Below are 26152 nucleotides of genomic sequence, written 5' to 3' on the forward strand. Positions count from 1 at the left end.
AACAAAAGCTAAATCTCAACTACTAAACTGCAAAAATTGGTTATTTGGCTGAGAACCTTCATGGCTCATTACTCGCTGGAGAACTGCTTCTCTGATATTCACAAACACTTCACTACTTCTATTTCGTGGGCGTGAAATTCTCACAGGCAAATCCAGAGAAATCTGTCCTTCTTCAATCACTATTATTCGGTCTGCCAACGCCACAGCCTCTTCCACATCATGAGTCACCAAAAACGCAGTAAATCTCCGCTCTTGCCACAAGTTCTCAATTAAACTCTGCATCTCTTGGCGAGTTAAAGCATCCAATGCTCCCAAAGGTTCATCTAGCAACAACAAACGGGGCTGACTAACTAATGCTCTTGCCAATGACACCCGTTGCCGTTGTCCACCAGATAAGACATATGGCCACTCATCAGCCCTATCCTTGAGTCCGACTTTATCGAGTGCCCACAAAGCTTTTTCCCGCCAATTACCTTCCAAACCCAACCCCACGTTCTGAACAACGTGCTTCCACGGCAGCAAGCGGGGGTCTTGAAACATCACTGTTACAAAGCGGCTGAGTCTATGCAGGGGTTCTCCATCTAGTAGTATTCCGCCTGAAGTCGCTTTATCTAATCCTGACACAAGACGCAATAAGGTACTCTTACCGCAACCACTACGTCCGACAATAGCGACAAACTCACCTGCTTTAACTTCTAAATTCAGCGAGTTTAAAACAGTTTTCTTACCAAAAGCCTTCGTCAAATCCAAAATACTTAGTTGTGTACCCTGTATATTAGAACTCACTTGCAAAATCTCCTTTTTTAGAACAATCGGGATTTAATTATTTGATGAGACGTTGAAGAAAGCAAATCACATTCAAAATGAATAGAAGTCAAAAGTTAAAATAAAGAATATTCAACCTTTGATGGTAACTTTGGCATTTACTAATTTTGATAATTGGGGTTCCAAGCCAAGAATTTTTTTTCTAATCCTCTGGCAACAGCATCTGCTAATTTACCCAGTAGTGCATAGATCACAATACTCAAGACCACAACATCAGTTTGCATAAACTCACGGGCATTCATTGCCATATAACCAAGACCAGAATCTGCTGCGATCGTTTCTGCCACAATTAATGTCAGCCACATAATCCCCAAAGAAAAACGGACACCAATCAGAATCGAAGACAACGCTCCTGGAAAAATGATTTGCCACAGAAGTTGTGGTGTTTTCAATCCATAGACTTTTCCCATCTCAATCAGTCCTGGGTCAACACTACGGATGCCATGAAATGTATTCAGATATAACGGAAAAAATACCCCTATAGACACTAGAAATAATCTAGCTTGTTCGCCAATACCAAACCAGAGAATTACCAGCGGAATTAATGCCAAATTAGGGATAGTCCTAAGCATTTGTAGGGAACTATCTAATAACTTTTCTGCTACACGGGAAAAGCCATTGAGCAATCCCAAACCGAACCCAATGCTGCCACCAATTAGAAAACCAGATATCGCCCGCCCAGCACTAATTCCTATGTGGTGAAAAAGTTCTCCGGTGGAGGCTAGTTTAATCGCTGTAGCGATTACACCGCTAGGGGCTGGTAAAATTCTAGTTGAGAGTAAACCAGTTCTGGAAGCAAGTTCCCAAAGTACTAGCACTAGAACGGGGACAATCCAGGGAACTATTTTCTCGATTTGCGGGTTGTTTAACACCTCGCTCAGGGATATATTATTGTTGCTTTTGGTGTGTTTAAGGGTAATAGTCATGGAATTCTGGATTTTAGATTTTAGATTTTAGATTGTCCACAAGCATAAATCTAGAAGCATCAAATTTTAGACTTTAAATTTGGTGTTTTTGCTTAATCCAAAATCCCAAATCCAAAATCTAAAATTGGCATAGTCATGAGGCACTCGTTAGTTGTTTAGTAAATTTTTCATTGCCAAGTATTTCGCTAACAGTACTCAAGACTGGTGGTGTTAGCGGTGTAGATTGGTTCTGCAAAGGTAGACGTGGAAATAATAATTCAGCAGTGCGATATGCTTCTTCTAAATGGGGATATCCAGAGAACACAAAGGTTTCTATGCCCAAATTGCGATATTCCAGCATCCTAGCGATAACGGTATTGGGATCTCCAACTAGGGCCGTACCAGCACCACCCCGCACCAATCCAATTCCTGTCCACAGGTTGGGACTAATCTCTAAGGCTTTTCGACTACCACTATGTAGTTGACTCATGCGCTGCTGTCCTTCAGAATCAGAACTAGCCAAGTTTTTCTGAGCTTTTGCGATCGCATCCTCATCCACATACTTAATTAGCTCATTAGCAGCATCCCAAGCCGCAGACTCGGTTTCTCGCACAATTACATGCAAGCGAATCCCAAAACTTACTGTTCTACCTTGTTCAGCTGCCAATCGCCGAACTTCAGCAATCTTTTGGGCCACTTGTTGTGGAGGTTCGCCCCAAGTTAGGTAAACATCTATATGTTTAACAGCAACCCGCTTGGCAGCAGCAGATGAGCCACCAAACCACAAGGGTGGATAGGGTTTTTGAACTGGTGGGAATAGGAGTTTACCGCCTTTGATATCCAGGTAGTTTCCTTTAAAATCGACTGTTTCCCCACTGACGATACCCCGCCAAACTGTGAGAAATTCATCGGTTAAATCATAGCGATCGTCATGACTAAGATGCAAGCCATCCCCAGCCAGTTGTACAGGATCTCCACCTGTAACCACATTAATCAACAATCTTCCTTTAGAAATCCGGTCAAATGTTGCTGCCATCCGTGCAGCAGCACCTGGGGAAGTAATTCCTGGGCGAATTGCCACCAGAAATTTCATCTGCTTGGTGACAGATATAAAAGCGGCAGCAGTTATCCAAGCATCTTCACAAGAACTCCCTGTGGGTAACAATGCGCCCGTGTAGCCTAAATTATCTACAGCTTGGGCAATTTGCTGCAAATAATCAGGTGTGGCAACACGAGAGCCAATATCTGTGCCTAAATAGCGTCCATCATGAGATCCAGTAGGAATAAACCAAAGAATTTGCATGTTTGTCAGGGTATGAGGGCTTAAAACTACTATAACTCGACACAATTACCGTAGTTTTTAATCAGTATTTTACAGGAAATTATTTAAAAAACCAGTGTAGATTAACGATTCATAAAAAATAACTACCCACAAAATTTACTTTTTTGCGGATAATCCTGGTAATCATTACACTTTTGGAGCAAAGATGGCTGTCGTGGAGAATACAAGTTTTGTCAAAAACTTATATTGTCGGATGACCTTCATCTTCAAAGTCTACTCCCCAAGGTCTGTGCTTGAATAAAGGTTATGGTTACGAGAAGTCTGTGACCAAGCAGTAGAGTTTGAATACACAGATCATATCCGAACAGGAATAGTTAAAGGAAAAATCTGGTGATATGTATTGATGGATACAATATCAAGACAAGGTATCAGCTAAAGAAATAAGTTGGGACTTATGCTTTGACAGGAAAGACCAAATATAGATGATTTGAAAAATCATATCTGTCGTAGGGGCACAGCAATGCTGTGCCCATAGGGCGCGGATCTATTTAGCATCAAAAAATGATTAATAAAAGCCTTAAACGACCTATGGATGGTAAATGCATACCATGATTAATTTGTACAGTGCGTAAGTCTTATAGGTGTTTCAGTTTATCGAAAGTTATCAAACATTTGGCTGGTCAAATTAGTCCTCTTTTATCACTCTAGGAAAATAAAAATAAAAGCCACTTTTTCAAGTTGAGATTGAGCGAGAATTTGAGCGTTTATTTTCTAACAGAATGGCTGAAATCAGAGTTGATGGTAAAAGTCTTATGCTATAAGGGTTAGAGATTATTGTCTCGCCAATTTGATAGAAGAGGGTTAGGTTGAAAGCTTTTTGTGATCATCCATGCGATCCAGAGAAAGAGCAGCCAAAGCACACCTAACTCAAAAAAAGCCCCATATTTCTCAAATTTTAGCTGATAAAAAAGATGTAAATCAGACACCTTCAAAAAGCTGGTTACTTGACGATATAACTCAATTTTTAGTTAAAAATATTTTGGAATTTAACTCTCTATGGTAGAGTTACAATGAAGTCTGTTACTGAACAGTTATGAAACAACAAAATAATACAACTGTATTAATTGTAGCTTTATTAGGGTTAGCTAGTATATTTTACCTAACGATTGTATACAAAGCTACTTTTGGTGAGAGAGATACTTTCCGCATGGCAATGGGTGTTATTGACTCGATCACATCTAATAAACCATTAGGAAGCAGTATGCTTTATGGTCGTGATATCTCTTTTGCATACTTTGTATTATTAGATTTTTTTAGGCCAATTTTTCAAACAAATTTGGCTCTGATAATTCCTTTTATGAACTATATAAATGCCTTGAGTGCTATTTTGATGGTTATACCTTTATTCTTTTTAGTTAGGAGATATTGGGGAACAACTATAGCCTTATTAGCAAACATATTACTAATATCGATCCCAGCTTGGAGGGCAACCAGCCAATATGGACATCCCATGACTGAAGCTGTATTATTCATGTTCATAGGATTAGCCTTGATTGGTTATCGCTCGTTTCTAAGATCATTGAGATTAGGATGGAATAAATTAATTTTATTGGATGTACTAATTATTGCTGCTTTTGCTTTATGTTTAATGTTCAGGCTTGATGCAATCCTAATGTTTCCTCTAATTCCAGCCTGTCTTTTTCTCGAAAATTATCCTTTTAAAAAGATTGTTTCTACTTCTATTTTATATAGTGTTTTTCCAATAATTATTTTTAAAGTAATGCAATCACAACTTCCAGTGATTGTTGGTCAAGAAAGTAATGGAATACTTGATCAACTTTTATTATGGAATAATCCTGTTAGATACGTTGATAATTTTTTGCGTGGTAACCTACTTTTTATTTGGGGCTTAAATCCTTTAATTTGTCTGATATTTGTGATAGCCTGCATTTATTTGGTGTATAAACAACGTAATTATTCAAATTTATTTTTTATCTTACCAACAGTCTTATTAAATTACATATTTTGGCTACCCAATGCTGCTCCACCCCGTCATTTTATCTATTTAGCTCCTGTTGCAGCAATTAGTATGGCAATTTTCTTAGCAGATATTTTCCCAAGAGTAAAATCCTTTGTAAAAAATAATAGAAATACAGGAGTAGCACTCGCAGCAATTTTAACATGTTCTGTTTTGATCAGCTATAAATATTCCTATCCTGTACCAATGTCGAAGAAATACTCTTACACAGTGCAACAACTAGGTAACAAATTACAACAATTAGAGCCAAAAAATAAGCCAATTTTTGTAATTGGGGATACGATTCCGGCAGTGGTTCAAATGCAACTTCTGTCAAAAGATACAAAGGTAAAGTATGAAAAAACAAATCTTCTTACAGACGATGCTATTGAAGCTCAAGAAAAATCTGCTTTTAAACCTAAACCTGTATATATAAATGTCATCGTTGTAGAGAATAAAAAGAATAAATTTATATGTTATTTCCAAGGTTGGAAAACAAAAATAAATGAAATAAAGAGATTTTTCTTGGCAACAGACAAATATTCCCAAGGTTATCTTGTGTTAGATATGTTAGATAGAAATGCTAATAAGATTGATATTGACCCATCTAGCTTGACTAATAAATTAGAGGTTTTAAAATTATAATTATAGTTTTAAAACCTAAAAAAAAAGATAAAAGAGGAGTTTTGGCGATTATTCTGAAGGCTGTATTATTTAGCTGACTAAAGTAGCGAATAGCTTCACTTATTTTTTAATTCATTAATTTATTCTGCTTTCCAGAAGCAAGATTTTCAAAAATTAATGAAAGGGCAAATTGAGAGAAATTAGATTGTGTTAGAAAAAAAGTAGGAATATTCTAGTGTGGAACTTAAAAACTGGTATTTTATTACTCACATTGAGCTGCATTATTGCAACTGGTGTAGCACTATATCTGATTGGCGGTATTGAACCAGCAAAAATTCAAGCATTACTGAAATCTTCTGGAATTTGGGCACCTATTATTTATGTTGCCTTGTACGTTGTGGCAACTATGTTAGTTTTGCCCTCAACAGTGCTTAATTTGACTGGAGGTGCAATTTTTGGCCCTTGGCTGGGTACTTTCTGGACTAGTGTTGGAGCAGTTATTGCGGCAATAATTGCCTTTATTTTTACTCGGACTATTGGACGCAAAACAGTTGCGAACCGACTAGCAGGACGCTGGCAAGCTATGGATGCTGAGGTGCGTCGTGGAGGGCTTTTTTATATGTTTGCCATCCGACTAGTACCGATCATGCCATATGGTTTGGTCAACTTTGTCGCTGGACTGACTTCGATCAGCTTTAAAGATTATGTTCTAGGTACGACACTTGGTACTGTTCCTAGTGTCTTACCTTTTGTACTATTAGGTAGTTCTGGTCTGAAGGCAGTCAATACAGGCGATTTCTTGCCGTTACTACTCGCCTTAGGCTTATCTGGAATACTGGTAGGAGGGTCTACTTGGTACCGCCATCGTCGGACTTTTCCCAAAAAAGCTGTAGAAAACCTGAAAAAATCAGAATCTTCAGATTACACAAATCCGAAGAATAAATAAATTATGATAATCTGACTTGAGTCTTGCTAGGTATACTGAGAACCAAACCTTTATGATGACAAGCAGTGCGCCAGCTTGTCTGTTCAAAAATTAAACGGGATTTCTAGATGATACCAAAGTATTCATTGATTGTTCCAATTTATAATGAAGAAGAAATTATTCCTGAACTTTACCGCAGACTCAGTGCAGTAATGAATCGGATGGATGGTCCTGTAGAATTAATTTTAATCAATGATGGTAGCCGCGATCGCTCCCTACAATTACTACGAGAACTCCATCAAAAAGACCCGCGTATTTGCTATCTGAGCTTTGCTCGCAACTTTGGTCACCAGATTGCAGTCACTGCTGGTCTTAATTTTGTCCGGGGTCAAGTTATCGTCATCCTTGATGCTGACTTACAAGATCCACCAGAACTAATCCCAGATATGATTGAAAAATGGCGACAGGGCTATCAAGTCGTCTACGCTCAACGTACTCAACGCCTCAAAGAAGGATGGTTTAAGCGTTTTACTGCCTACTTTTTTTATCGCCTTCTCAAGAAGCTTGCAGATGTAGAGATTCCTACTGATACTGGTGATTTTTGTTTAATGGATCGGCAGATCGTAAATATTCTCAATTCTATGCCAGAACGCAACCGCTACATTCGTGGTCTGCGTTCTTGGGTTGGCTTTCAGCAAACAGCAATTCGCTTCGAGCGCAACCCCCGCTTTGCTGGGGAAGTTAAATACACTTTCAGCAAATCCTTGGCGCTTGCCATTAATGGTCTAGTATCCTTTTCAATAGTGCCACTGCGGTTATCAACCTACTTGGGGTTAGTAGCAGCGGTGGCGGCTATCTTCATGGCTTTATTAGTCTTGTATTGGCGTCTTTTTGTCCCCCATTCGCCTTTAACTGGGTTTACAATTATTTTGATGGCAATTTTCTTTCTGGGATCTGTGCAGTTAGTCAGTGTTGGCATCTTAGGCGAATATATAGGGCGGATTTACGAAGAAGTTAAAGCTAGGCCCCTCTATACTTTGGCTGAGGTAGGTGGTTTACATTACAAATCCTCCAACTTAACGAACAATTCTGACAAACTAGATAATTTAGAAGATGCTACTCTTCAAAATCTAGACAAGTATTGACCTTGAAGTAGGGGGAGAGAAAAAAGTCTATAGTTAGAAATTAAATGTACTACGTATAGCACCTACCCAAATTGGATCATTGGTAGAATTTCCTTCGGGGTTGAGAATTACATACACAGTTGGAGTAACACTAATGTTGTCATTCACCCTATAGGTATAAAAACCTTCTAAATGAAAGGAGGTATCTTTGTTTACACGAGTTGTTATGTCATTGCTAGTGACTATAGGCGGTACACCAAAGACCAACCCACCTAGATTCGCTTCTTTAAACAGGTCTGGAAAAGCTAAGGTAAGCGCACCATTAATTATTGTTGCATCGTTATTGGTACCTTCTTGATGGGCAAGGGTATAACCAAACCAACCACCTACATTAACTACACGACTGGTTTTCCAATTGAATTGCAGTCCGAAGTTATCGGATGAGGTGGGAGCGGCAGCAAAAGGACGAATAGCGACAGTAGTACCTGTACCACCAGTGATGTTATAACCAGATCCAAAAGCAGCAGTTGGGCCAGTACCAACGGCGATAGGGGCAGGGAAGTATTTGCGGGCGTAGGCGAAACTAATATCTAGATTGCGATTGGGTGTAAAGGTTAGTTGACCAAGCGCCTCATAGGAGTTACCAAAGAGTCCTCCTCTATTGGTTGCGTTGCCTGCGGGGTTACCAGCTAGACCGTCATCTACTATGTAACCTGCGTTGAGTTGGAGTTGATTATTAAACTTATAAGCAAAAGCTGCACCAGCACCGTCAAAACCGGGTCGGTAAATTACAGGGTTGAAAAGTCCAAACCGCGAGAGAGTACCAGTTTGGGCGTTACCAACCAAGGGATTTAGCGTCGGAGCAAAAGTAACCGGTTGGAGTGTTCTGGCGCCTATCCACACAGTGGTTTTAGCTCCAAGTGGGAAACGATAGAACAATCTGTCAAGATAAACAGAACTGTCCGTGTAAAAAGTATTCCTTTCAGTATTAAACCGGGTCTCTGGAGTTCCTGTAAAAACTCCTGTCAAACTAGGAACATTAGCTGCTGTTAAACTAGTGGTCAACTGGTCTTTACCAGTAAAACTACTTTGTAGGGCAAGTGTAGCACGGTAGCTAAAAAAGACGTTGGTGTTATCCCTGTTACTACTGGCACCATTGCCAAAAGTATCACCTATAAAGAATTGGGCAATGCCTAGCAGTTTGGTAGTTGTAGAGAATTGATTAGCTTCTACCTTAGCTTGACGCGTTTCTAAAGCATCTATCTTTTTGCCTAAGGCGGTGAGTTCAAGTGCAAATTGTTCTTGCAGCTTTTGCAGAGTAGCCAAGTCTTCCTTTCGTACCAACTCTCCACTGCTAGTAGCAATCAATTCCTTAAGGCGATCGAGGGCTGCATTTAAGCCTGCAGCAAATTCATAACGAGTCAGCGCCCGATTACCTTTAAATGTGCCATCTGGATATCCCGTAATCACACCATAACGCTCAACCAAAGACTGTAATGCTTGAAATGCCCAATCTCTAGGATTAACATCAGATAATTGCGAAACAGATGTAACTTGCTCCATGCGATCGCTAGGGACTGCTAAAACTGGAACTTTTGATGTGCTAAGAGAAGGTTCAAAAGATGATTCAGGTGAAGTACTTTGAGGAATGGCAGTTGGGTTAATCTTTTCAATTGGTATTAATTGCTGTGTCGGCTGTGTTGTCTTTTTTACTTCAGCAGCGAGTGTAGCTGAAGACAGGACTACGAGTCCACCGAACAAAGTAGGAATCATTAGCAAATAATTCCACAAAACTTTAGACATGGGTTGTTTGTTCCTCACACAATATCAACTAAATTCCGCTGCTCAATCTTCTTCGGTAGCTACAAGACCTTGTGCAAGAGCGAACATCTGTATATATAATTATTGGAATTTCTTCGATTTCTAAGTAGGGGCATACATCTGTACGCTCCTAGAGCTAATTCATTTGTTGCAAAGACTTAGCGCTGTTTCACCGCTACACATTTACTTTCAAAAAAGTAATTTTTTTTAAAAGACTTCTGGTAAAAACTTTTGACATATCATCCAATTCGGCTATGGGACTATAGCGGTTCTCACTTCGGTGCAATACTGTCGTCACCTCACCCCGTATTTGAGTAAAGTAAACACTCCCCTCTCCAAAGCATCAAAGAGGGGTTGGGGGTGAGGATAACTAAAAATCCAGTCGGCTGTAACCAACTGTAAGTGTTAGTTCTGGGCATTTTGTAACTTTTAGTCTTTTACAGATTTTTGCCAAATGGTTATTCCCAGAAACCAGATATTTCCGATTCCTTCTTTGCCAATGCACTTCACCAATTTTTACCCTCGCCAAAGATGGCTAAAGTTTTGGAATTTATAAACTTTAGACGCTAAACAGCTGATCAGCTATTAGCTACTTTCACTCTTGCTCGAACTCTGAAAAACATTGGTAGATGCCTTGAGCCGGAATGGGATTCCTTGCTCTTGTTTGGAAAAATATATTAAACACCGGTAAGTCTATCGAAGTTTAGTACTTTATAGACTAATATTGGATAATTTCACAAAATACTGTAAAAAGCAAGTCTCTTGGGAGAGATAATAAGATTTATTTTACATAACTTTACGTTTGAATTTGTTTGCTAAAAAGCTTGCTTTTTGTCGAAAACTGTGAAAAGCTTTGTTATATTACAAACTACGGTTTATTTATCAAGATAAAGTATTTAATTTGATGCCAATCTGGTGGCAACCTGTCTTAAGGAGCCACAATTTAAGGCTAGTAGTAAGCCCTATAGAAGATAGATAAACAGATTCGTGAATATTTTGCAGCATCGATGGGGTGAAGACTTGATGCTTAAGACTTTATCGATGGGGGGAAATTGTAAATGCTGAAGACGTTAACAATCGATTTTGAACTCGACTTAGAAGCAGATGTGCTTGTAATTGGAGGTGGGCCAGCTGGAACTTGGGCGGCATGGAGTGCTGCATCAAGTGGAGCTAGAGTTGTCCTTGTAGACAAAGGATATTGTGGTACGACTGGATGCGCTGCTGCATCTGGTAATGGTGTGTGGTATGTGCCACCCGATCCAGAAGCACGGGAAACAGCAAAGGCAAGTCGGGAATCGTTGGGTGGGTTTTTATCCGATCGCAACTGGATGGATCGAGTCCTGAATCAGACCTATGTAAACGTCAATCAGTTAGCACACTGGGGTTATCCCTTTCCCACCGACGACGAAGGCAAACCCTATCGGCGATCGCTGCAAGGGCCAGAATATATGCGGCTGATGCGGCGGCAAATTCAACGGGCAGGAGTAAGAATTTTAGACAATAGCCCCGCCTTAGAACTACTGGTAGATGACGATGGTGCTGTTGGTGGTGCAACGGGTGTAAACCGTCAAACTGGTAGTAAATGGATAGTGCGATCGCCAGCCACGATCATTGCTACAGGCGGCTGTGCTTTCTTGAGTAAAGCGTTAGGATGCAACGTCCTGACAGGGGATGGTTATCTGATGGCGGCTGAAGCAGGTGCCCAGATGTCGGGTATGGAATTTTCCAATGCTTATGGCATCTCCCCCGCCTTTTCTTCAGTTACCAAAACCCTGTTTTATAATTGGGCAACCTTCACCTACGAAGACGGGACTGTGATTCCGGGGGCAAGTTCTCATAGACGTTCAGTAATTGCCCAGACATTGCTGCAACAGCCAGTTTACGCCATCATAGACAAAGCGGCTGAATCGATGCGCTCATCTATGCGTTTAGCACAGCCTAACTTCTTTTTACCCTTTGACCGTGCAGGCATTGATCCATTTACCCAACGTTTCCCTGTGACTCTGCGCCTAGAGGGAACTGTGCGCGGTACCGGAGGAATTCGGATTGTAGATGAGAGTTGTAGCAGTTCTGTACGGGGACTCTATGCTGCTGGAGATGCAGCCACACGCGAACTGATTTGTGGCGGCTTTACTGGTGGTGGTAGCCATAATGCGGCTTGGGCAATATCTTCTGGCTATTGGTCTGGGAAATCGGCTGCTGAATATACGCGCAGTTTGGGGGAATACAAAACTCAACGCCGCCTTCAGGGTGTTGGAGAGGTAGTATTACAGAGTGGGAGCGATCGCTCTCAAACCTTGGCAACTAATGAAATTATTCAAGCAGTCCAAGCTGAAGTATTTCCCTACGAAAAGAACTATTTCCGTACAGAACAAGGCTTAACCGAGTCTTTGGGTAGGCTAAATCATCTTTGGCAAGAACTCCGCAGTAGCCAGGTAACGTCAGATAAAGAACTAATCCGGGCGCGAGAAGCTGCCGCGATGGTAGCCACAGCCCGATGGATGTACAGCAGTGCCATTGAACGTAAAGAAACTCGTGGTATGCACAGACATCTAGACTATCCAGAACTTGATGCTAACCAGCAACATTATCTGATTAGTGGCGGATTAGATCAAGTCTGGGTGAAGGTTGAGCCTTTAGAGAGTACAGAAAAGTTATCATCCAAAATAGGAGCATTAGTGTGATTGAGTTGGTCAGCGAGTCACGGTGCATAAATTGTAATATCTGCGTAAATATTTGCCCGACTAACGTGTTTGACCGTGTACCTGATGCACCGCCAACTATTGCTAGACAGAGTGACTGCCAAACCTGTTATATGTGCGAATTGTATTGTCCAGTAGATGCTCTTTATGTTGCACCAGAAAGCGACATGCAGACTTCAGTCAACGAGGCAGAATTGGCAGAAGTTGGGCTACTGGGTAGTTACCGTGAAAACATTGGTTGGGGACATAAACGGACTTCAACAGCAAAAGTCGATCAAACATTCCAAATTTTGAAGCAGATGAAATAGTACAGCGGAGAAAAGAGTCATGCTGTCGTTCAAAGCAGGAACAGGTTCTATCGGTAAAAATATAGCCATTTTCAATTTGGTGAGGTACAGGTGTGCAGACAGACCTAACCCCTTTGGGGAAGTCAAAAGTCAAAAGTCAAAAGTCAAAATTGTACTTCACGCAATCGAGAACCGCTATAGGTATGCAGACAGACCTAACCCCCTAACCCCCTTCCCGATGCGGGGAGGGGGAAAAATTCAAAGCCTCTCTCCTTTTAGGAGAGAGGTCAAAATTGTAACTCACCCAATCGAGAACCGCTATAAACTTCCTTCAAAATTATCAACCTCATTAACTTGTGTCCTGTTGCTACTAACTACAGCATGTAGCCAAGGCGAAACTAAATCTGCTCAATCCATTCAGGGTATTAATACCAATAGTGCTGTAGCTGTATCTAACAACATTTCTACCCTACGAATAGGTTATGTAGGTAGTGTAGAACCTACAGGGCCACTTGGTTGGGCAAAGAAAAAGGGAATATTAAATCGTGAACTGCAAAAAGCTGGGTTTAAAAACATTACTTTTGCACGATTTCCTAACGGGCCGGATCTAAATGAGGCGCTTGTCGCAGGTCAACTAGATGTCGGTTCTTTAGGAGATACACCAGCTATAGTTTTGAGAGCGAGGGGTGTTGAAACCCGACTGCTGCGGATCACCCAATTTAATACAACCGCCTGGTTAGTGGCGAAAAAGAATGGCCCGCGATCGCTCGCTGAACTGAAAGGTGAGAAAATAGCTACCCAAAAAGGTTCTTATATGCATCGATACCTGTTGGGTCTGTTAGCTGAGGCTAAAATTGCCAAAGATGTAAAAGTTGTCCACTTGATGACTACTGAGGCAAAAGCAGCTTTAGAACGTGGTGATGTAGCAGCTTATGCAACCTCAAGTGATCTGGGGCCTTTTCTGAAATCACAAGGGTTTCCAGTGATTGATTCTTCTGCGAATCATCAAGGTCTTTCAGGTACATCATTAGTTGTAGCGACCGAAAGCTTTCTGGCTAAACAGCCTGATTTTCCTCAGAAATTTAACGCAATCTTGACAGAAGCAACCAAGGATTTAAAAGCTAATTCTGAAGAATATTATCAGTACCACGCCCAAATTACTAAATATCCCGTCGATATCATCAAAGTATCGTTCCCACTCAAACAGGTGTCAGAAGAACCATTACCAGCCGAGGGTGTGAAACTTTTAGAAGGCACCAAGAATTTTTTAGTTTCGCAGAATTTAGCAAAGTCGAATTTTAAATTAACAGATTGGGTTGTGAACAAACAACAGCGTTAATTTTATCTGTCATCCCAGATGCGGGAGTAGGGGAAGCAGGGAGGGAGGTAGAAAGCAGAAATCAATGACTTTTCTAAGCAAGAAAAACAGATTTTTGTAATTAAGTTTTTCAAAAACGCAACTTCCAGGCTCAAAGGCTTAACCTCTAAGCTCAAAGGCTTAACCTCTAAGCTCAAAGGCTTAATCTCTAAGCTCAAAAACGCAACTTCCAGGCTCAAAGGCTTAACCTCTAAGCTCAAAGGCTTAACCTCTAAGCTCAAAGGCTTAACCTCCAAGCTCAAAGGCTCAACCTCCAAGCTCAAAGGCTCAACCGTCATATTTCAAAACCTTCTTGCTTCCCTCCTGCCTGTTGCCTCCTGACTAATCCATTTAAAAATTCAGGTAAAATGCTATGACTATTGCACTAGACCGTCCACAAAAAACTAAGTCTGCTCAAATTCGGGAAAAACTGGGTTATCCTATCATTGACACCGATGTACATACCCAAGAGTTTCCCCCAGCATTTTTGGACTATTTAGAGCAAGTTGCTGGAAGTGCGATCGCACAACGTTTTCAAGAACACTTACCTGGCGCATCTCGCTCTAAATGGTTCAACCAATCTTGGGATGAACGCCGTACTCACCGCACAGCCCGCCCTCCCTTCTGGACTCGTCCCACTAACGACGCTTTAAATTTAGCTACCGTTAGTTTGCCGAAGTTGTTGCACGAACGCTTACAAGAAGCTGGTACAGACTTTGCAGTTGTGTACCCCAACTTGGCAACGATGGCACCGCACATCGGTAATGAAGAAATGCGGCGGGCTGTTTGCCGTACAGCTAACACCTACCACGCTGATATTTTCCGTCCTTATAGCGATCGCTTAACACCCATTGCTTCCATTCCAATGAATACGCCCGAAGAGGCGATCGAAGAATTGGAATATGCGGTGAAAGTGCTGGGACTCAAAGCAATTCAAATCCCTGGACATATCCGCCGCCCGATTCCCGCTTTCGAGAAGTATGGCGAAGAAGTAGCCAACGAAGCCATTTGGATTGACACCTTTGGCTTGGATAGCAAATATGATTACGATCCCTTCTGGGCGAAGTGCGTAGAACTGAAAGTTGTACCCACCACCCACTCTTCCGGTATGGGCTGGATAAATCGGCGTTCGATTAGCAATTACCAATACAACCATATTGGTCACTTTGCATCGGCTGCGGAAGCACTATGTAAATCTCTGTTTTTTGGTGGTGTAACTCACCGCTTCCCCACACTCAAGTTTGCCTTTTTAGAAGGAGGTGCAGCTTGGGGTGCTAGTTTGTATACCGATTTGATTTGGCACTGGGATACCCGCAATAAAGATCATATGGTAGAAAATAATAATCCTGCCAATGTTAATTATGAAGAACTGCTAGAATTCTATACCCGCTATGGTGATGAATTAGTACATGATCGTTTGGATCAGCTAGGCAGTGGTTTAGGTTTCCACGCTGACTTAGTATCTCCCCTAGAACCAGGTGATTTGGATGAATTCGCTCTAGCAGGAGTAACGAAGCCAGAGGATATTCGCGATCGCTTCTTGAATCATTTCTACTTTGGTACAGAATCAGATGATACTCGTGTAGCTCAAGCCTTTAACCGGAAAGCTAATCCTTATGGCGATAGTGTTAAAGCATTTTTAGGTTCCGATTCTGGTCACTGGGACGTACCTGATATTACTGCGATCGCAGCTAATACCTATTCAATGGTAGAACGCAAGATTATCACTGAGGAAGATTTGCAGTATTTCTTGTCAATTCATCCCTTGGAGTTATACACCAGCTTGAATCGTGACTTCTTCAAAGGTACGGCTGTGGAAAAAACCGCAGATGAATTTTTGGCTGGGAAAAGGTAAGAGACGCGATGAATCGCCGTCTCTACAAAGGATTGATTCTTGTAAAGACGGCGATAAATCGCGTTTTGGCGATTTATCGGGTCTTTGCCAATGCCTATAAACATTTGATGAGGGTAAAATATCATGACGATCGCTCTAGACCGCCCACAAAAAACCAGGTCTGCTCAAATTCGGGAAAAACTTGGTTATCCAATCATTGACACCGATGTACATACCCAGGAATTTGAACCAGCAGTTTTGGATTATTTAGAGCAAGTTGGTGGAACTGCGCTTGTCGAACGTTTCAAAGAAAATTTACCAGGATCTTCCCGCTTTAAGTGGTATAAACAAACTTGGGAAGAACGTTTTGCTTATCGTAGCAATCGCCCTAACTGGTGGGGTCGTCCCACAAAAAATACTTTGAATTTGGCTACTATTAGCTTACCCAAGTTGCTGCATGAGCGCTTGCAAGAAGCAGGTACAGACTTTGCGGTTGTGTACCCCAACTTGGCAACTTTGGCCCCGAATATCGGCAACGAAGAAATGCGGCGGGCTGTTTGTCGGGCAGTTAACACCTACCATGCTGACATTTTCCGCCCTTATAGCGATCGCCTAACACCTATTGCCGCGATTCCACTGCACACTCCCGAAGAAGGAATTGAAGAGTTGGAATATGCGGTGAATGTTCTGGGACTCAAAGCGATTCAAATCCCCGGTTACGTCCGTCGTCCCATTCCTGCCTTTGAAAAATACGGCAAAGAAGTAGCTAACGAAGTGGTTTGGATTGATAACTTTGGCTTAGATAGCCAGTATGATTACGATCCATTCTGGGCTAAGTGCGTAGAATTGAAAGTTGTACCCACAACTCACGCTTCTAGCCAAGGTTGGACAACTCAGCGTTCTGTTACCAACGCCCAGTATAATCACATTAATCACTTTGCCTTTGCAGCAGAAGCATTATGTAAATCGCTGTTCTTTGGTGGAGTGACTCGCCGCTTCCCGCAATTAAAGTTTGCCTTCTTAGAAGGTGGTTCAGCTTGGGGTGCTAGTCTATACGCTGATATTATTTGGCACTGGGAAACCCGCAACAAACAACATTTGTTGTCAAATAACAATCCTGCGATTATCGATAAGGAAGCATTAGTAGAGTTGTACACCCGCTACGGTGGCGAACTTGTAGATGGACGCTTAGATCAAATTGGTGACGGTTTAGGATTCCACCATCAACTATTGTCTCCAGAAGATCCAGGCGAACTCGATGAATTTGAACTAGCAGGAATTGATCAGCCAGAAGATGTGCGCGATCGCTTCTTGAATCATTTCTACTTCGGTACGGAATCAGACGATACCCGTGTATCCCAAGCTTTTAACCGCGCTGCTAATCCCTTTGGCGACCGAGTTAAAGCCTTCTTAGGTTCCGATTCTGGTCACTGGGATGTGCCTGATATCACCGCCGTTACTGCCAACGCCTACTCAATGGCAGAACAGGAAATCATTACCGAAGAAGACCTCCGCTACTTCCTTTCAATCCATCCCTTGGAGTTGTACACCAGTCTTAATCAAGACTTCTTCAAAGGTACAGGTGTTGAGAAAGCCGCATACGAATATCTGGCAGCTAAGGGTTAGGGGCTAAACTCTTCCCAATGCCCAATGCCTAATCTTTACAACGTTCCATGTTCCATTTCCTCTGTTCACTTGTGGGGTGGGTCGTTGCCCACTCTACATTTATCCTAAAATTCTGTCTCTGATTGCTACCTAATTGTTGAAACAATAACATGTCATCATAGTTTATCCTCATTATTTCAAGAGTTAAGGATGATTTGATTATGGTGCTAGATATTACAAAACCAAAGGACTACATTGACGTAGCATCTTCATTGTCCAAAGAACTTGCTCAATCCGCTGTTGAACGGGATGCCCAAGCTGGAGTTCCAGAAGAAGAAATTAATAAACTGCGTGAAAGTGGTTTGTTACCGCTGATTGTCCCCAAGCAATATGGTGGGATTGGCGCAACTTGGATTGATGCCTTAAAAATTGTCAGAAAACTGTCAAAAGCAGATGGTTCAATGGGTCAGTTATATGGTAATCATCTGAATTTGACGACTTTGGGTCACGTTTTGGGCACACCAGCCCAAAAAGAAAAATATTATAGAGAAACTGCTAAAAATAACTTCTTTTGGGCAAACGCCATGAATCCGCGGGACACTAGGCTGAAAATTAACCCAGAAGGCGATAATTTTCGGGTTAATGGTGTTAAAAGCTTTGGCACAGGAATTTCCGTTGCAGATTTGCGGGCATTCTCCGCTTTGGAAGATGGCGTAGAATTGCCCTTCATATTCATAATTCCCAAAGACAGGGAAGGGGTAGTTTCTAATCAAGATTGGGACAACATCGGGCAACGTCGCACTGATAGTGGTAGTTATACATTTAACAATGTCCTAGTAGAGAAAGATGAGATTTTGGGGCCACCCAATTCCCCTGATATTGCCTTCTCAACTTTTCTTGCTATTATTGCCCAGCTAACAAAAACCAACGTTTTTCTGGGAATTACTAAAGGAGCCTTCGCCGCTGCTCGTGAGTACACTAAAACTACTACTAAACCGTGGATTACATCAGGCGTAGATAGTGCTACTCAAGACCCATATATTCTGCATCATTACGGTGACTTTTGGGTGGAAATCCAAGCTGCGATCGCTCTAGCCGACCAAGCAGCCGAGAAGCTGCAAGCAGCATGGGACAAGGATGCAGCGCTGACTCATCAAGAGAGGGGAGAAGTAGCGATCGCAGTTTTCGCAGCCAGAGGATTAGCTAGCCGTGTAGGTATAGATATTACCAACCGCATCTTTGAAGTTACCGGAACTCGCGCCACAGCAACCAAATATGGATTTGACCGTTACTGGCGGGATTTGCGAACCTTTACCCTCCACGATCCTGTGGACTACAAATTGAAAGCGATCGGCGATTGGGTACTCAACGATCAGCTACCCGTAATTACGCAATATTCTTAGGTCATTGGTTATTTCTCTTTCCACCTTTATCCTCGAAGACGCGATGAATCGCGTCTCTACTTACCAATCCAAAATCCAAAATTGATATGACTCAATTAAAAACACTTCCTACCTATGACCCAAGTTTATTTGAGGGAGCTGCTGAGGGCTACGCTCAATATAGAACCAAATACCCACCGATTGTATTCGACAAACTAGCCGAAATATTTAATCTCAATGGTCAAGGACGACTCCTTGATTTGGGTACTGGGCCAGGATTAATTTCAATTGCTCTACGAACCAAATTTGAGGAAGTAGTTGCGATCGATCCTGATCCAGAAATGATTGCAGAAGCTAAACGACAAGCAGCAGCAGTAGGAGCAAATAATATTACTTGGTTAGAACAAAGAGCAGAGTTAATCGACTCTAGTTTCGGGACATTTAAGTTAGCCACTATTGGTAGAGCTTTCCACTGGATGGAACGCGAACTAGTGCTTGAGAGCCTTTATGAATTGCTTGCTGATGATGGGGGATTAGCACTGCTTCAAACTAGTGATAACCCTTGGGAAAGTAATCTACCTTGGAAACAAGCTGCTGTTGGAGTAGTGAAAAAATGGTTAGGTGATGAGCGGCGGACTGGACAACGAGGACAAGGCATTCGTAAGCCAGTCGATCCTCCCCATGAAGTCGTAATTGCAAATTCGGCTTTTGTTCGTCAAGAAGTCTATGAAGTGCCATTTGAAAAATCTTGGACTCTCGATAGCTATCTCGGTTACTTATACACTACAGCATTCTCTCTCAAAATTTTCTATGGCGATAACGCCCCAGCATTTGAAACGGATCTTAGAGAAGCGCTACTAGCAGTTGAGCCGTCTGGACATTTTACAGAAGAACTCAAAGCTACAATCCTAGTCGCTTGGAAGCACTAGCAAAATTGAACACAAACAAGACAGAGTTTCACTCACAAATTTTAATCTTCCACTAGCACGACATTGGAGTGGGTCTTTCTCACTCCACTTCCTAAATTTTTTCCTCCTAACTATTAAATTTTCAGTTCATCAAGTCCCTTATAGTGTGGGTTATACCCACTCTATTTCCTAACTTCAGGCATGACAAAAAATTATTTTGATTTATTAAAAAGTTATCCCCGATGACGCCTATGCATTATAAAAGTGAGTTTAACCAATTCAAAAAACTGAGCCACAAAAAATTTGAATTTTACAATGAAGTGTCATAATGTCAAAGCAAATGCACTTGGCTGGCTTCATGCACGCTTCCCATGTTGTTCACAGCCATGCCATCTGGCGTCATCCCAAAACACATTAAGGAAGGTATAACAATGGGCTAAAGCTAACCCCCATGAAGTTGCTAAGTTCTTGACAGCGCAAACTAGACAAGAACCAGAAGTCTGGAATTTAATTAGTCTGATTTTAACCTAAATTAATAGACAAGACTTTTTTGGTTATTTAACTCACAATTAATCATAATTGTTCTAACCATCTAGAGGAGAATAAATAAAACAACTTATGCCATCTTTAAAAGCAAAGTTTGAATTCAGGAAAAGCCAAAGAACAACACGTCGTTCTTTGTTGTTTGCTCTAGGCTATTGCTTAATGCTATCGACGGCCCTATCAAGTTGTAGTGAAGCAAAAAATAACACTCAGCAGTCAGCAGCTTCCCCTGAGTCGGTGGCTTCATCTAGCATTACAGAGAAATCAACTGAGAAACAAGTAGTGCGGATTGTCCGTTCAAAACAACTTACCCCTTTAGCAGTTTTAGAAAAACAGGGTTCCTTAGAAAAGCGATTAGAGCCTCTAGGTTTTAAAGTACAGTGGACTGAGTTTGCGGCTGGCCCACAACAGCTAGAAGCCCTGAATGCAAATGGATTGGATATTGCATCTACAGCAGAATCGCCTCCTGTATTTTCCCAAGCAGCAGGAGTGCCTCTTGTTTATCTAGCTACTACACACCCTAGTGGTAAATCTATTTCACTTTTAGTTCCTGCAAACTCTCCGGTTAAAACTGTTAGCGATTTGAAGGGTAAAAAAGTAGCTTTTCAGAAAGCTTCCATTGGTCACTATTTATTAGTTAAAGCATTAGAAGATGCAGGGTTGAAACTGAGCGATGTCAAATCAGTTTTTTTACCACCGGCAGATGCAAATGCGGCATTCAGTCAGAATAAAGTGGATGCTTGGTATATTTGGGAGCCATTTGGTACTAGAAATGTACAAAATAAAATCGCCCGTGTTTTAGCAGATGGCGGAAAGTTGAGGGATACGGGTAACTTTTACTCAACCTCACGCCAGTTTTATCAGGCTCATCCTGATGTAATCAAAGTTTTTTTAGAGGAGCTAGAAAAGAAAGAAATCTGGACTAAGGATCATCCCAAAGAAGTAGCACAACTACTCGCTCCTGTAACTCAGCTAGATCCGCCGACTTTAGAAATAATGCATAAGAAATATGATTATGGGCTAGTATCAATTACCGAGAAAACTATTATCAAGCAACAGGAAGTTGCAGATAAGTGGTACAGCCTCGGACTTATCCCCAAAAAGGTAAATGTTAGAGATGGCTTTTTAACGCCTGAAGAGTACGCCAAAATTACTCCCTCAGAGGTGTTAGCGAATAAGTAGTTATCCCCAAGAAGAAACTAAAACATAGGAGAATGTTATGCCTACCTCGACTTTGACAGAGGTTAAAATTAGGTCTATTGATGCCCCTTTGGGAGCGATAGTTACCGATCTTGATGCCAGTCAACCTATTGCACCTGAAGTCATATTACAACTTAAACAAGCTCTGCGCGATCGCCATATCTTGATCTTCAAAGAGCAACAACTCTCTGATGAACAGCTTTTGAACTTTTCGTTATACTTTGGCGCACTCTTTGTACCATCTGATGAGACTCCAGTACTCGCTTCTAAACCAGGAGAAACTCCGGTGGTGATTCCGATTTCCAACGTCGATGGTGGCTATACCGGTACTGGAGAACTAACTTTCCATTCTGACCACAAATGGACTCCCACCCCATCTAGTGGTTCGCTTCTTTATGCTTTGGAAATACCTTCTCAAGGTGGAAATACTTATTGGTTAAATACCAATTTGGCTTATGAGGCGTTAGACGAAACCACCAAAGAACGGATTGCAGATTTACAGTTAATTACCTACAACCCATTCTTGCGAGATCGGAATGCACCCCGCTCTTTATATCGTTTAGACAAGAATATTCCCTTAATAAGTCCTATCTTTCCCCATCCTCTAGTGCGGACACATCCTGAGAGTGGCAAAAAGCATCTTTACTTAGATGCTGCTACTGAAGTAGAAATTGTAGGATTAGCAGCTCAAGAAGGATCTAAACTGATTGAACAGTTGCGTCAGCATTTGAATCAGCCCCGATTCTACTACCAACACAAATGGTCTGTAGGCGATATTGTCTACTGGGATAATCAAGCTACCTTGCATTATCGTCAAGCATTCGATCCGAATGAGCGACGGGTATTAAAGCGGGTTAGCCTTGCAGGTAGTCGTCCCTTTTAGTCTCTATATCTGAAGTAGAGATGCAATAAATTGCCTCTCTACAAAACCAGAATCATAAGTGAAAATTATCCACCCTAATTCATAAATCAGATATAAGAAAAACTTGAGTTATTAGGTAAAAGCATTTCCCAAAAATCAAATAGATGAGATATTAAATATATATTAAAAAATTAGAAAATAATAAATTATTTTCTAAAGTTGTATTGCATTGAATTATCTTAATATATATTATTTATAAAAATAAGAATAGTGTTTATGAACACTTCATTAAAGTTAAATAATAGATAAAGTTTAGACATAAACTAATAGTTTTCAAACATCATATGTAAAATTGAAAGCAAAAATTTATTTAAGATTTGATTATTTTTCTTTAAATCAGAGATTAGTTTAACCTGAAGGTCTAAAAATGTTTAGCAATCCCGTTAAAATTAAGTCACCAGTAATCAGAAAAGTAGCATTATTTGTAATGCCTGGTTTTTTGGCTTTATCTACCACATTAATAAGTTGTACGTCAACTAGCAATAATACAAATACTGCAATCGGCTCAAAAGCAGATCCAGCAGCGATAAAAACCATTACTTTTAAAACAAAAGTGCTGCGAATTGGGTATCAAAGCTCTGGTGATTTAGTTAGAGTAACAGGAGTTTTAGAAAAACGTTTAGAACCCTTGGGTGTCAAAGTTGAATGGGCACAATTTGCCCAAGGGCCGCAACTCATGGAAGCGATGAATGTCGGCAAAATTGATATTGGATCAGTTGGAGAAACTCCTCCCATTTTTGCTCAAGCTGCTGGTGCAAAAATCGTCTATCTTGCTGGTAGACGAATTACTGCTACTTCTGGAAAAGGGAGTGCGATCGCAGTTCCTAAAGGTTCTCCAATTAAGACTTTAGCCCAAATAAAAGGACAAAAAGTCGTCTTTCAAAAAGGTTCAGCTTCTCACTATTTCATTATCAAAGCTTTAGAAGAAGTGGGCTTAAAATACAGTGATATTACAGTTTTGAGTATGCCCAATGTCGAAGCCCGTGGTGCATTTATTCAGGGAACTATTCCAGTTTGGGTAACTGGTGATCCTCACTTAGCTTTGGTAGAAAAACTTTACGGTGCGCGTGTGCTACGAGATGCCACAAATATTGGTACTCCAGGAGGATACTATGTAGGAACACGCGACTTTGCTAGGGAAAATCCGGAATTACTTCGGATTATCTTGGAAGAGATTGATAAAAACGGTCAATGGGCAGAAGCAAATCGTAAAGAGGTAGCCAAACTCATAGCACCTGTACTTAAAATTGATCTACCCATTCAAGAAATAATTTCTGGACGCGCTAACTATCGACTTAAAGGAATTACTCCAGAGTTAATGAAAGCTCAACAAAATGTGGCAGATTTATTTTATAGCGAAAAAATCTTGCCTAAAAAGATTAATGTTCAGGAAGCACTACTCACACCTAAAGAATATGCAGCTATCACTCCATCAACACTTATAAGTGAAAAATAGATACTAATCAGATATGAAGTCTAGGGACTGGAGACTAGGAAAGAGTTTTCCAATACCCAATGTTGAATCCTTTCAAGCCAACTAAAATACCAATTTACTAAACCCAAAAAGATATTTTTGGAAGTAGTGTCATCTCAAGTTTTAATACTAAATTGGTGTTTTAGGAGGTTGACAGAACAACTTCCAATTATCTTACTTGCTCAAAGAAAGTAAGACTTACAACTTAAAAGCTAAAACTTACGAGGAAAATCGCAACTCATGAACAAGCCATTTCAACCACAACGCCGTACAGTCTTAAAGCGTATTGTCCAATATTCTGCATTGGGACTGTTTACTTTATCATCTTCCTTGGTGGGTAGCCTTGTGCAAAGCACCCAAGCGCAGACAGCCAAAGTAATTAACTTGGCGTATCAAAGTTCTGGTGATATTGTCAAGTCCAAAAAAGCTGTTGAGCCAGTTTTTAAAAAATTGGGTATAACCGTGAATTGGGTTGGGCCATTCGCAGCAGGGCCGCAATTGATAAAAGCGCTGGATGAAGGTAAAGTGGATATCGGTACTGTCGGAGAAACACCTCCAATATTTGACCAAGCTGCACGCCCAGGCCTCATCCCTGAAGTTGTCTATCTTACTGGACGCACGCCCACCGATGGTACAAACCAAGGTATTGTAGTGAAAGCTAATTCTCCCATTAAGAAAGTGGCTGATCTTAAAGGTAAGAAAATTGCTTTTCAGGTAGGGTCGAATGCACAGTATTTATTAGCAAAAGCGTTGAAAGAGGTAGGGTTAAAAATTAGCGATATTCAAATCGTTGCTTTGACTCCAACTGAGGCCCGCGATGCCTTTATTCAAGACAAAGCTGACGCCTGGGTGGGTGGCGATCCCCTTTTAGCTGCTGTGGAAAGTACTACCCCGATTCGGAATCTGAGAAATGCAGCAGGAATTAACATTCTCAACGGGTTTTATATTGGCAGGCGTGCATTTGTCACCCAAAATCCGCAATTGGTGCGAGTGTTTTTAGAGGAAGCAGAGAAGGTAGGAGAACAGGCTGAAAAAAACCCAAGCGATTATGCCAAAATTTTAGTTGATGAACAGAAATTAGCTCCAGCAGTTGCACTAAAGGTGGCAAGCCGTCGTACTTATAAATTGAAAAAAATTACACCTGCGATCATTGCCCTACAGCAGAGCGTTGCTAATTTTTATTTTGATGAAAAAGCCATCTCGCGTAAGATTGATATTAAACAAGGGATTCTTTCTGATCTAGTGTATAAAGCGATCATACCTGATAATATCAAGTAACGGTAAACAGGTAGAGGCAGGTTTATTCAGCTATTAACTTGGCTAGCTATTAGACTGTAGCGGAAGTTTACCTAACTTTAACAAAGGGCTTAACAAGTTGCTCAATTAACTTGTTAAGCCTATTGTCTGGTTAAGTAAAAACCGAGGAAGGAACAAGCGATCGCAAATCTTTTTACAGATATGATTTGGGACTAAAATGTTCCACTCAACGTATCAAGTAACGGTGAACAGGTAGAGGCAGGTTTATTCAGCTATTAAGTTGGCGATCGCTTCTACTAACTCGGCTGGCTCTATTGGTTTGGCAAGATGCTTGTCAAATCCGGCTCCTAGTACCTGCTTGGCGTTAATTTCTCCAGCATAGGCAGTAAGTGCGTAGTTTACCGCCGTAGGCATCGCCCGAATTTGCCCTCCCTGCTCAAATAGGATTGCTATATGCGTTGTCTTTTGAGTTTCTTGCAATCACTAAACACTCATTTGGAACCCTAGTAAGCATATTGTTAAAAGCTGGAGTATAACGACCATCTTCACCAACAACCTTGCAAAGAGTATACTCCCCAGCCCTAGAAAGTCCGCCGAACCAAACGTTCTTTCTGTGCCAGATATCTCCATTGGAAGAATTTTTGTCTTGAGACATTGTAAGATTTACAATCGATGTTGAAATTTCTATACCTAGCAAAAAAGGGATGATTTGAGCTTGCTGCAAAGTTTCATCTCTAAACTGAATTTTGTAAGTTACTTTAAACCATTGAATAAAATGTAGTAATATCCAGCCACCAATCGAGTTATGAAAAGTCCACTGCAACGGTGCAAAGACTGGTAAATTCAAGCTTCTTTGCTGTGTATCCCATTCTAAATTGTACATAGTGATGCAAGTATCTGGCAGTGGATTACCATCCAGAAAAAATACACCTTTAAGGACAGATGGTAAGTTTGTTTGTTTAATTGGAATCATCCAGGTTGCAATATTATTGAGTTGCTTTATCTCGATTAATTCAGCCATAATAATTTGTAATTCCTACTTCGTAAGTAATACACACAAAAAATAAAAATGATTACAGGCTTATAAGAGGATGTCTAAAAATTTGGCGATACACCAAACTGATGAATATTACCGTGACATCCTCTTACACTGTACTC

The 26152-nt window shown here is 41.0% G+C and carries 21 protein-coding genes; 14 read left to right on the plus strand and 7 right to left on the minus strand.

Features of this window, described 5'->3' with window-relative positions; translation table 11 throughout:
- Positions 1-15: 15 nt before the first annotated feature.
- The 3 genes from V7K46_RS12115 to ssuD form a co-directional block, all read right to left on the minus strand.
- The gene (locus V7K46_RS12115) at positions 16-786 is read right to left on the minus strand and encodes an ATP-binding cassette domain-containing protein (protein ID WP_335113320.1); all 771 of its coding nucleotides are present in this window, start codon (positions 784-786) and stop codon (positions 16-18) included.
- A 140-nt stretch (positions 787-926) separates the two neighbouring features.
- Complete coding sequence (gene ssuC / locus V7K46_RS12120) at positions 927-1751, minus strand: aliphatic sulfonate ABC transporter permease SsuC (RefSeq protein ID WP_335113322.1); 825 nt, start codon at positions 1749-1751, stop codon at positions 927-929.
- A gap of 133 nt (positions 1752-1884) precedes the next feature.
- Positions 1885-3033 carry an FMNH2-dependent alkanesulfonate monooxygenase gene (gene ssuD, locus V7K46_RS12125; protein WP_335113324.1) on the minus strand — a complete coding sequence of 383 codons (1149 nt, stop codon included), beginning with the start codon at positions 3031-3033 and terminating at the stop codon, positions 1885-1887.
- A 1072-nt stretch (positions 3034-4105) separates the two neighbouring features.
- Here ssuD and V7K46_RS12130 point away from each other — a divergent pair.
- The 3 genes from V7K46_RS12130 to V7K46_RS12140 all read left to right on the plus strand — a co-directional run bounded on the left by V7K46_RS12130 (position 4106) and on the right by V7K46_RS12140 (position 7723).
- Complete coding sequence (locus V7K46_RS12130; protein WP_335113326.1) at positions 4106-5674, plus strand: hypothetical protein; 1569 nt, start codon at positions 4106-4108, stop codon at positions 5672-5674.
- Positions 5675-5888: 214 nt separating this feature from the next.
- Entirely contained in the window at positions 5889-6599 is a 711-nt protein-coding gene (locus tag V7K46_RS12135) for a TVP38/TMEM64 family protein (RefSeq protein WP_298906841.1), read from the plus strand.
- A gap of 107 nt (positions 6600-6706) precedes the next feature.
- Positions 6707-7723, plus strand: a complete 1017-nt coding sequence (locus tag V7K46_RS12140) for a glycosyltransferase family 2 protein (protein WP_335113328.1) — start codon at positions 6707-6709, stop codon at positions 7721-7723.
- Positions 7724-7756: 33 nt separating this feature from the next.
- On the opposite strand, the gene V7K46_RS12145 is transcribed toward V7K46_RS12140, so the two are convergent.
- Positions 7757-9505 carry an iron uptake porin gene (locus V7K46_RS12145; protein ID WP_335113330.1) on the minus strand — a complete coding sequence of 583 codons (1749 nt, stop codon included), beginning with the start codon at positions 9503-9505 and terminating at the stop codon, positions 7757-7759.
- A 1076-nt stretch (positions 9506-10581) separates the two neighbouring features.
- Here V7K46_RS12145 and V7K46_RS12150 point away from each other — a divergent pair.
- Genes V7K46_RS12150 through V7K46_RS12160 form a run of 3 tightly spaced genes read left to right on the plus strand, consistent with a single transcriptional unit; the run spans position 10582 to position 13851 of the window.
- Entirely contained in the window at positions 10582-12207 is a 1626-nt protein-coding gene (locus V7K46_RS12150; protein ID WP_335113332.1) for an FAD-binding protein, read from the plus strand.
- Positions 12204-12533, plus strand: coding sequence for a 4Fe-4S dicluster domain-containing protein (locus V7K46_RS12155; protein ID WP_273764792.1), 330 nt, complete (start codon positions 12204-12206; stop codon positions 12531-12533). The genes V7K46_RS12150 and V7K46_RS12155 overlap by 4 nt, the downstream gene beginning before the upstream one ends.
- A gap of 19 nt (positions 12534-12552) precedes the next feature.
- Positions 12553-13851: an ABC transporter substrate-binding protein gene (locus V7K46_RS12160; RefSeq protein WP_335113334.1), complete on the plus strand. Its 1299-nt coding sequence runs from the start codon at positions 12553-12555 to the stop codon at positions 13849-13851.
- A gap of 2 nt (positions 13852-13853) precedes the next feature.
- Here V7K46_RS12160 and V7K46_RS12165 read toward each other — a convergent pair whose 3' ends face one another.
- The gene (locus V7K46_RS12165; RefSeq protein WP_335113336.1) at positions 13854-14168 is read right to left on the minus strand and encodes a hypothetical protein; all 315 of its coding nucleotides are present in this window, start codon (positions 14166-14168) and stop codon (positions 13854-13856) included.
- Between the two features lie 74 nt (positions 14169-14242).
- On the opposite strand from V7K46_RS12165, the gene V7K46_RS12170 reads away from it, so the two are divergent.
- From V7K46_RS12170 to V7K46_RS12205, 8 genes are all read left to right on the plus strand, one after another.
- Positions 14243-15724 (plus strand): amidohydrolase family protein, encoded by a 1482-nt coding sequence (locus V7K46_RS12170; protein WP_335113338.1) that lies wholly within the window; start codon positions 14243-14245, stop codon positions 15722-15724.
- 123 nt (positions 15725-15847) lie between these two features.
- The gene (locus tag V7K46_RS12175; RefSeq protein WP_335113340.1) at positions 15848-17329 is read left to right on the plus strand and encodes an amidohydrolase family protein; all 1482 of its coding nucleotides are present in this window, start codon (positions 15848-15850) and stop codon (positions 17327-17329) included.
- A 200-nt stretch (positions 17330-17529) separates the two neighbouring features.
- A complete protein-coding gene (locus tag V7K46_RS12180) occupies positions 17530-18711 on the plus strand; it encodes an acyl-CoA dehydrogenase family protein (protein ID WP_335113343.1) in 1182 nt (393 codons plus the stop codon).
- Positions 18712-18797: 86 nt separating this feature from the next.
- Positions 18798-19619 (plus strand): class I SAM-dependent methyltransferase, encoded by an 822-nt coding sequence (locus tag V7K46_RS12185; protein ID WP_335113345.1) that lies wholly within the window; start codon positions 18798-18800, stop codon positions 19617-19619.
- A gap of 597 nt (positions 19620-20216) precedes the next feature.
- Positions 20217-21323 (plus strand): aliphatic sulfonate ABC transporter substrate-binding protein, encoded by a 1107-nt coding sequence (locus V7K46_RS12190; protein WP_335113347.1) that lies wholly within the window; start codon positions 20217-20219, stop codon positions 21321-21323.
- Positions 21324-21360: 37 nt separating this feature from the next.
- On the plus strand, positions 21361-22224 hold the full coding sequence (locus V7K46_RS12195) for a TauD/TfdA dioxygenase family protein (protein ID WP_335113349.1): 864 nt from the start codon (positions 21361-21363) through the stop codon (positions 22222-22224).
- Positions 22225-22630: 406 nt separating this feature from the next.
- The gene (locus V7K46_RS12200) at positions 22631-23719 is read left to right on the plus strand and encodes a sulfonate ABC transporter substrate-binding protein (protein ID WP_335113351.1); all 1089 of its coding nucleotides are present in this window, start codon (positions 22631-22633) and stop codon (positions 23717-23719) included.
- 258 nt (positions 23720-23977) lie between these two features.
- The gene (locus V7K46_RS12205) at positions 23978-25015 is read left to right on the plus strand and encodes an aliphatic sulfonate ABC transporter substrate-binding protein (RefSeq protein ID WP_335113353.1); all 1038 of its coding nucleotides are present in this window, start codon (positions 23978-23980) and stop codon (positions 25013-25015) included.
- A gap of 243 nt (positions 25016-25258) precedes the next feature.
- On the opposite strand, the gene V7K46_RS12210 is transcribed toward V7K46_RS12205, so the two are convergent.
- Both V7K46_RS12210 and V7K46_RS12215 read right to left on the minus strand, forming a co-directional pair.
- A complete protein-coding gene (locus tag V7K46_RS12210; protein WP_335113355.1) occupies positions 25259-25408 on the minus strand; it encodes a hypothetical protein in 150 nt (49 codons plus the stop codon).
- Positions 25409-25430: 22 nt separating this feature from the next.
- A complete protein-coding gene (locus tag V7K46_RS12215) occupies positions 25431-26015 on the minus strand; it encodes a hypothetical protein (protein WP_335113357.1) in 585 nt (194 codons plus the stop codon).
- Positions 26016-26152: the final 137 nt, after the last annotated feature.

This window comes from Nostoc sp. (genome assembly GCF_036917395.1).
Taxonomy (GTDB): domain Bacteria; phylum Cyanobacteriota; class Cyanobacteriia; order Cyanobacteriales; family Nostocaceae; genus Nostoc.

Excerpts from the sequence above, each read along its gene's own strand:
- V7K46_RS12150 (WP_335113332.1), top strand. The coding sequence starts at position 10,582 with ATGCTGAAGACGTTAACAATCGATTTTGAACTCGACTTAGAAGCAGAT.
- V7K46_RS12145 (WP_335113330.1), bottom strand. The coding sequence starts at position 9,505 with ATGTCTAAAGTTTTGTGGAATTATTTGCTAATGATTCCTACTTTGTTC.
- V7K46_RS12195 (WP_335113349.1), top strand. The coding sequence starts at position 21,361 with ATGCCTACCTCGACTTTGACAGAGGTTAAAATTAGGTCTATTGATGCC.
- V7K46_RS12175 (WP_335113340.1), top strand. The coding sequence starts at position 15,848 with ATGACGATCGCTCTAGACCGCCCACAAAAAACCAGGTCTGCTCAAATT.
- V7K46_RS12205 (WP_335113353.1), top strand. The coding sequence starts at position 23,978 with ATGAACAAGCCATTTCAACCACAACGCCGTACAGTCTTAAAGCGTATT.
- V7K46_RS12190 (WP_335113347.1), top strand. The coding sequence starts at position 20,217 with ATGCCATCTTTAAAAGCAAAGTTTGAATTCAGGAAAAGCCAAAGAACA.
- V7K46_RS12200 (WP_335113351.1), top strand. The coding sequence starts at position 22,631 with ATGTTTAGCAATCCCGTTAAAATTAAGTCACCAGTAATCAGAAAAGTA.
- V7K46_RS12165 (WP_335113336.1), bottom strand. The coding sequence starts at position 14,168 with ATGACGGTTGAGCCTTTGAGCTTGGAGGTTGAGCCTTTGAGCTTGGAG.
- V7K46_RS12210 (WP_335113355.1), bottom strand. The coding sequence starts at position 25,408 with ATGCCTACGGCGGTAAACTACGCACTTACTGCCTATGCTGGAGAAATT.
- V7K46_RS12215 (WP_335113357.1), bottom strand. The coding sequence starts at position 26,015 with ATGGCTGAATTAATCGAGATAAAGCAACTCAATAATATTGCAACCTGG.
- ssuC (WP_335113322.1), bottom strand. The coding sequence starts at position 1,751 with ATGACTATTACCCTTAAACACACCAAAAGCAACAATAATATATCCCTG.
- V7K46_RS12140 (WP_335113328.1), top strand. The coding sequence starts at position 6,707 with ATGATACCAAAGTATTCATTGATTGTTCCAATTTATAATGAAGAAGAA.
- V7K46_RS12180 (WP_335113343.1), top strand. The coding sequence starts at position 17,530 with ATGGTGCTAGATATTACAAAACCAAAGGACTACATTGACGTAGCATCT.
- V7K46_RS12170 (WP_335113338.1), top strand. The coding sequence starts at position 14,243 with ATGACTATTGCACTAGACCGTCCACAAAAAACTAAGTCTGCTCAAATT.
- V7K46_RS12130 (WP_335113326.1), top strand. The coding sequence starts at position 4,106 with ATGAAACAACAAAATAATACAACTGTATTAATTGTAGCTTTATTAGGG.
- V7K46_RS12160 (WP_335113334.1), top strand. The coding sequence starts at position 12,553 with ATGCTGTCGTTCAAAGCAGGAACAGGTTCTATCGGTAAAAATATAGCC.
- V7K46_RS12185 (WP_335113345.1), top strand. The coding sequence starts at position 18,798 with ATGACTCAATTAAAAACACTTCCTACCTATGACCCAAGTTTATTTGAG.
- ssuD (WP_335113324.1), bottom strand. The coding sequence starts at position 3,033 with ATGCAAATTCTTTGGTTTATTCCTACTGGATCTCATGATGGACGCTAT.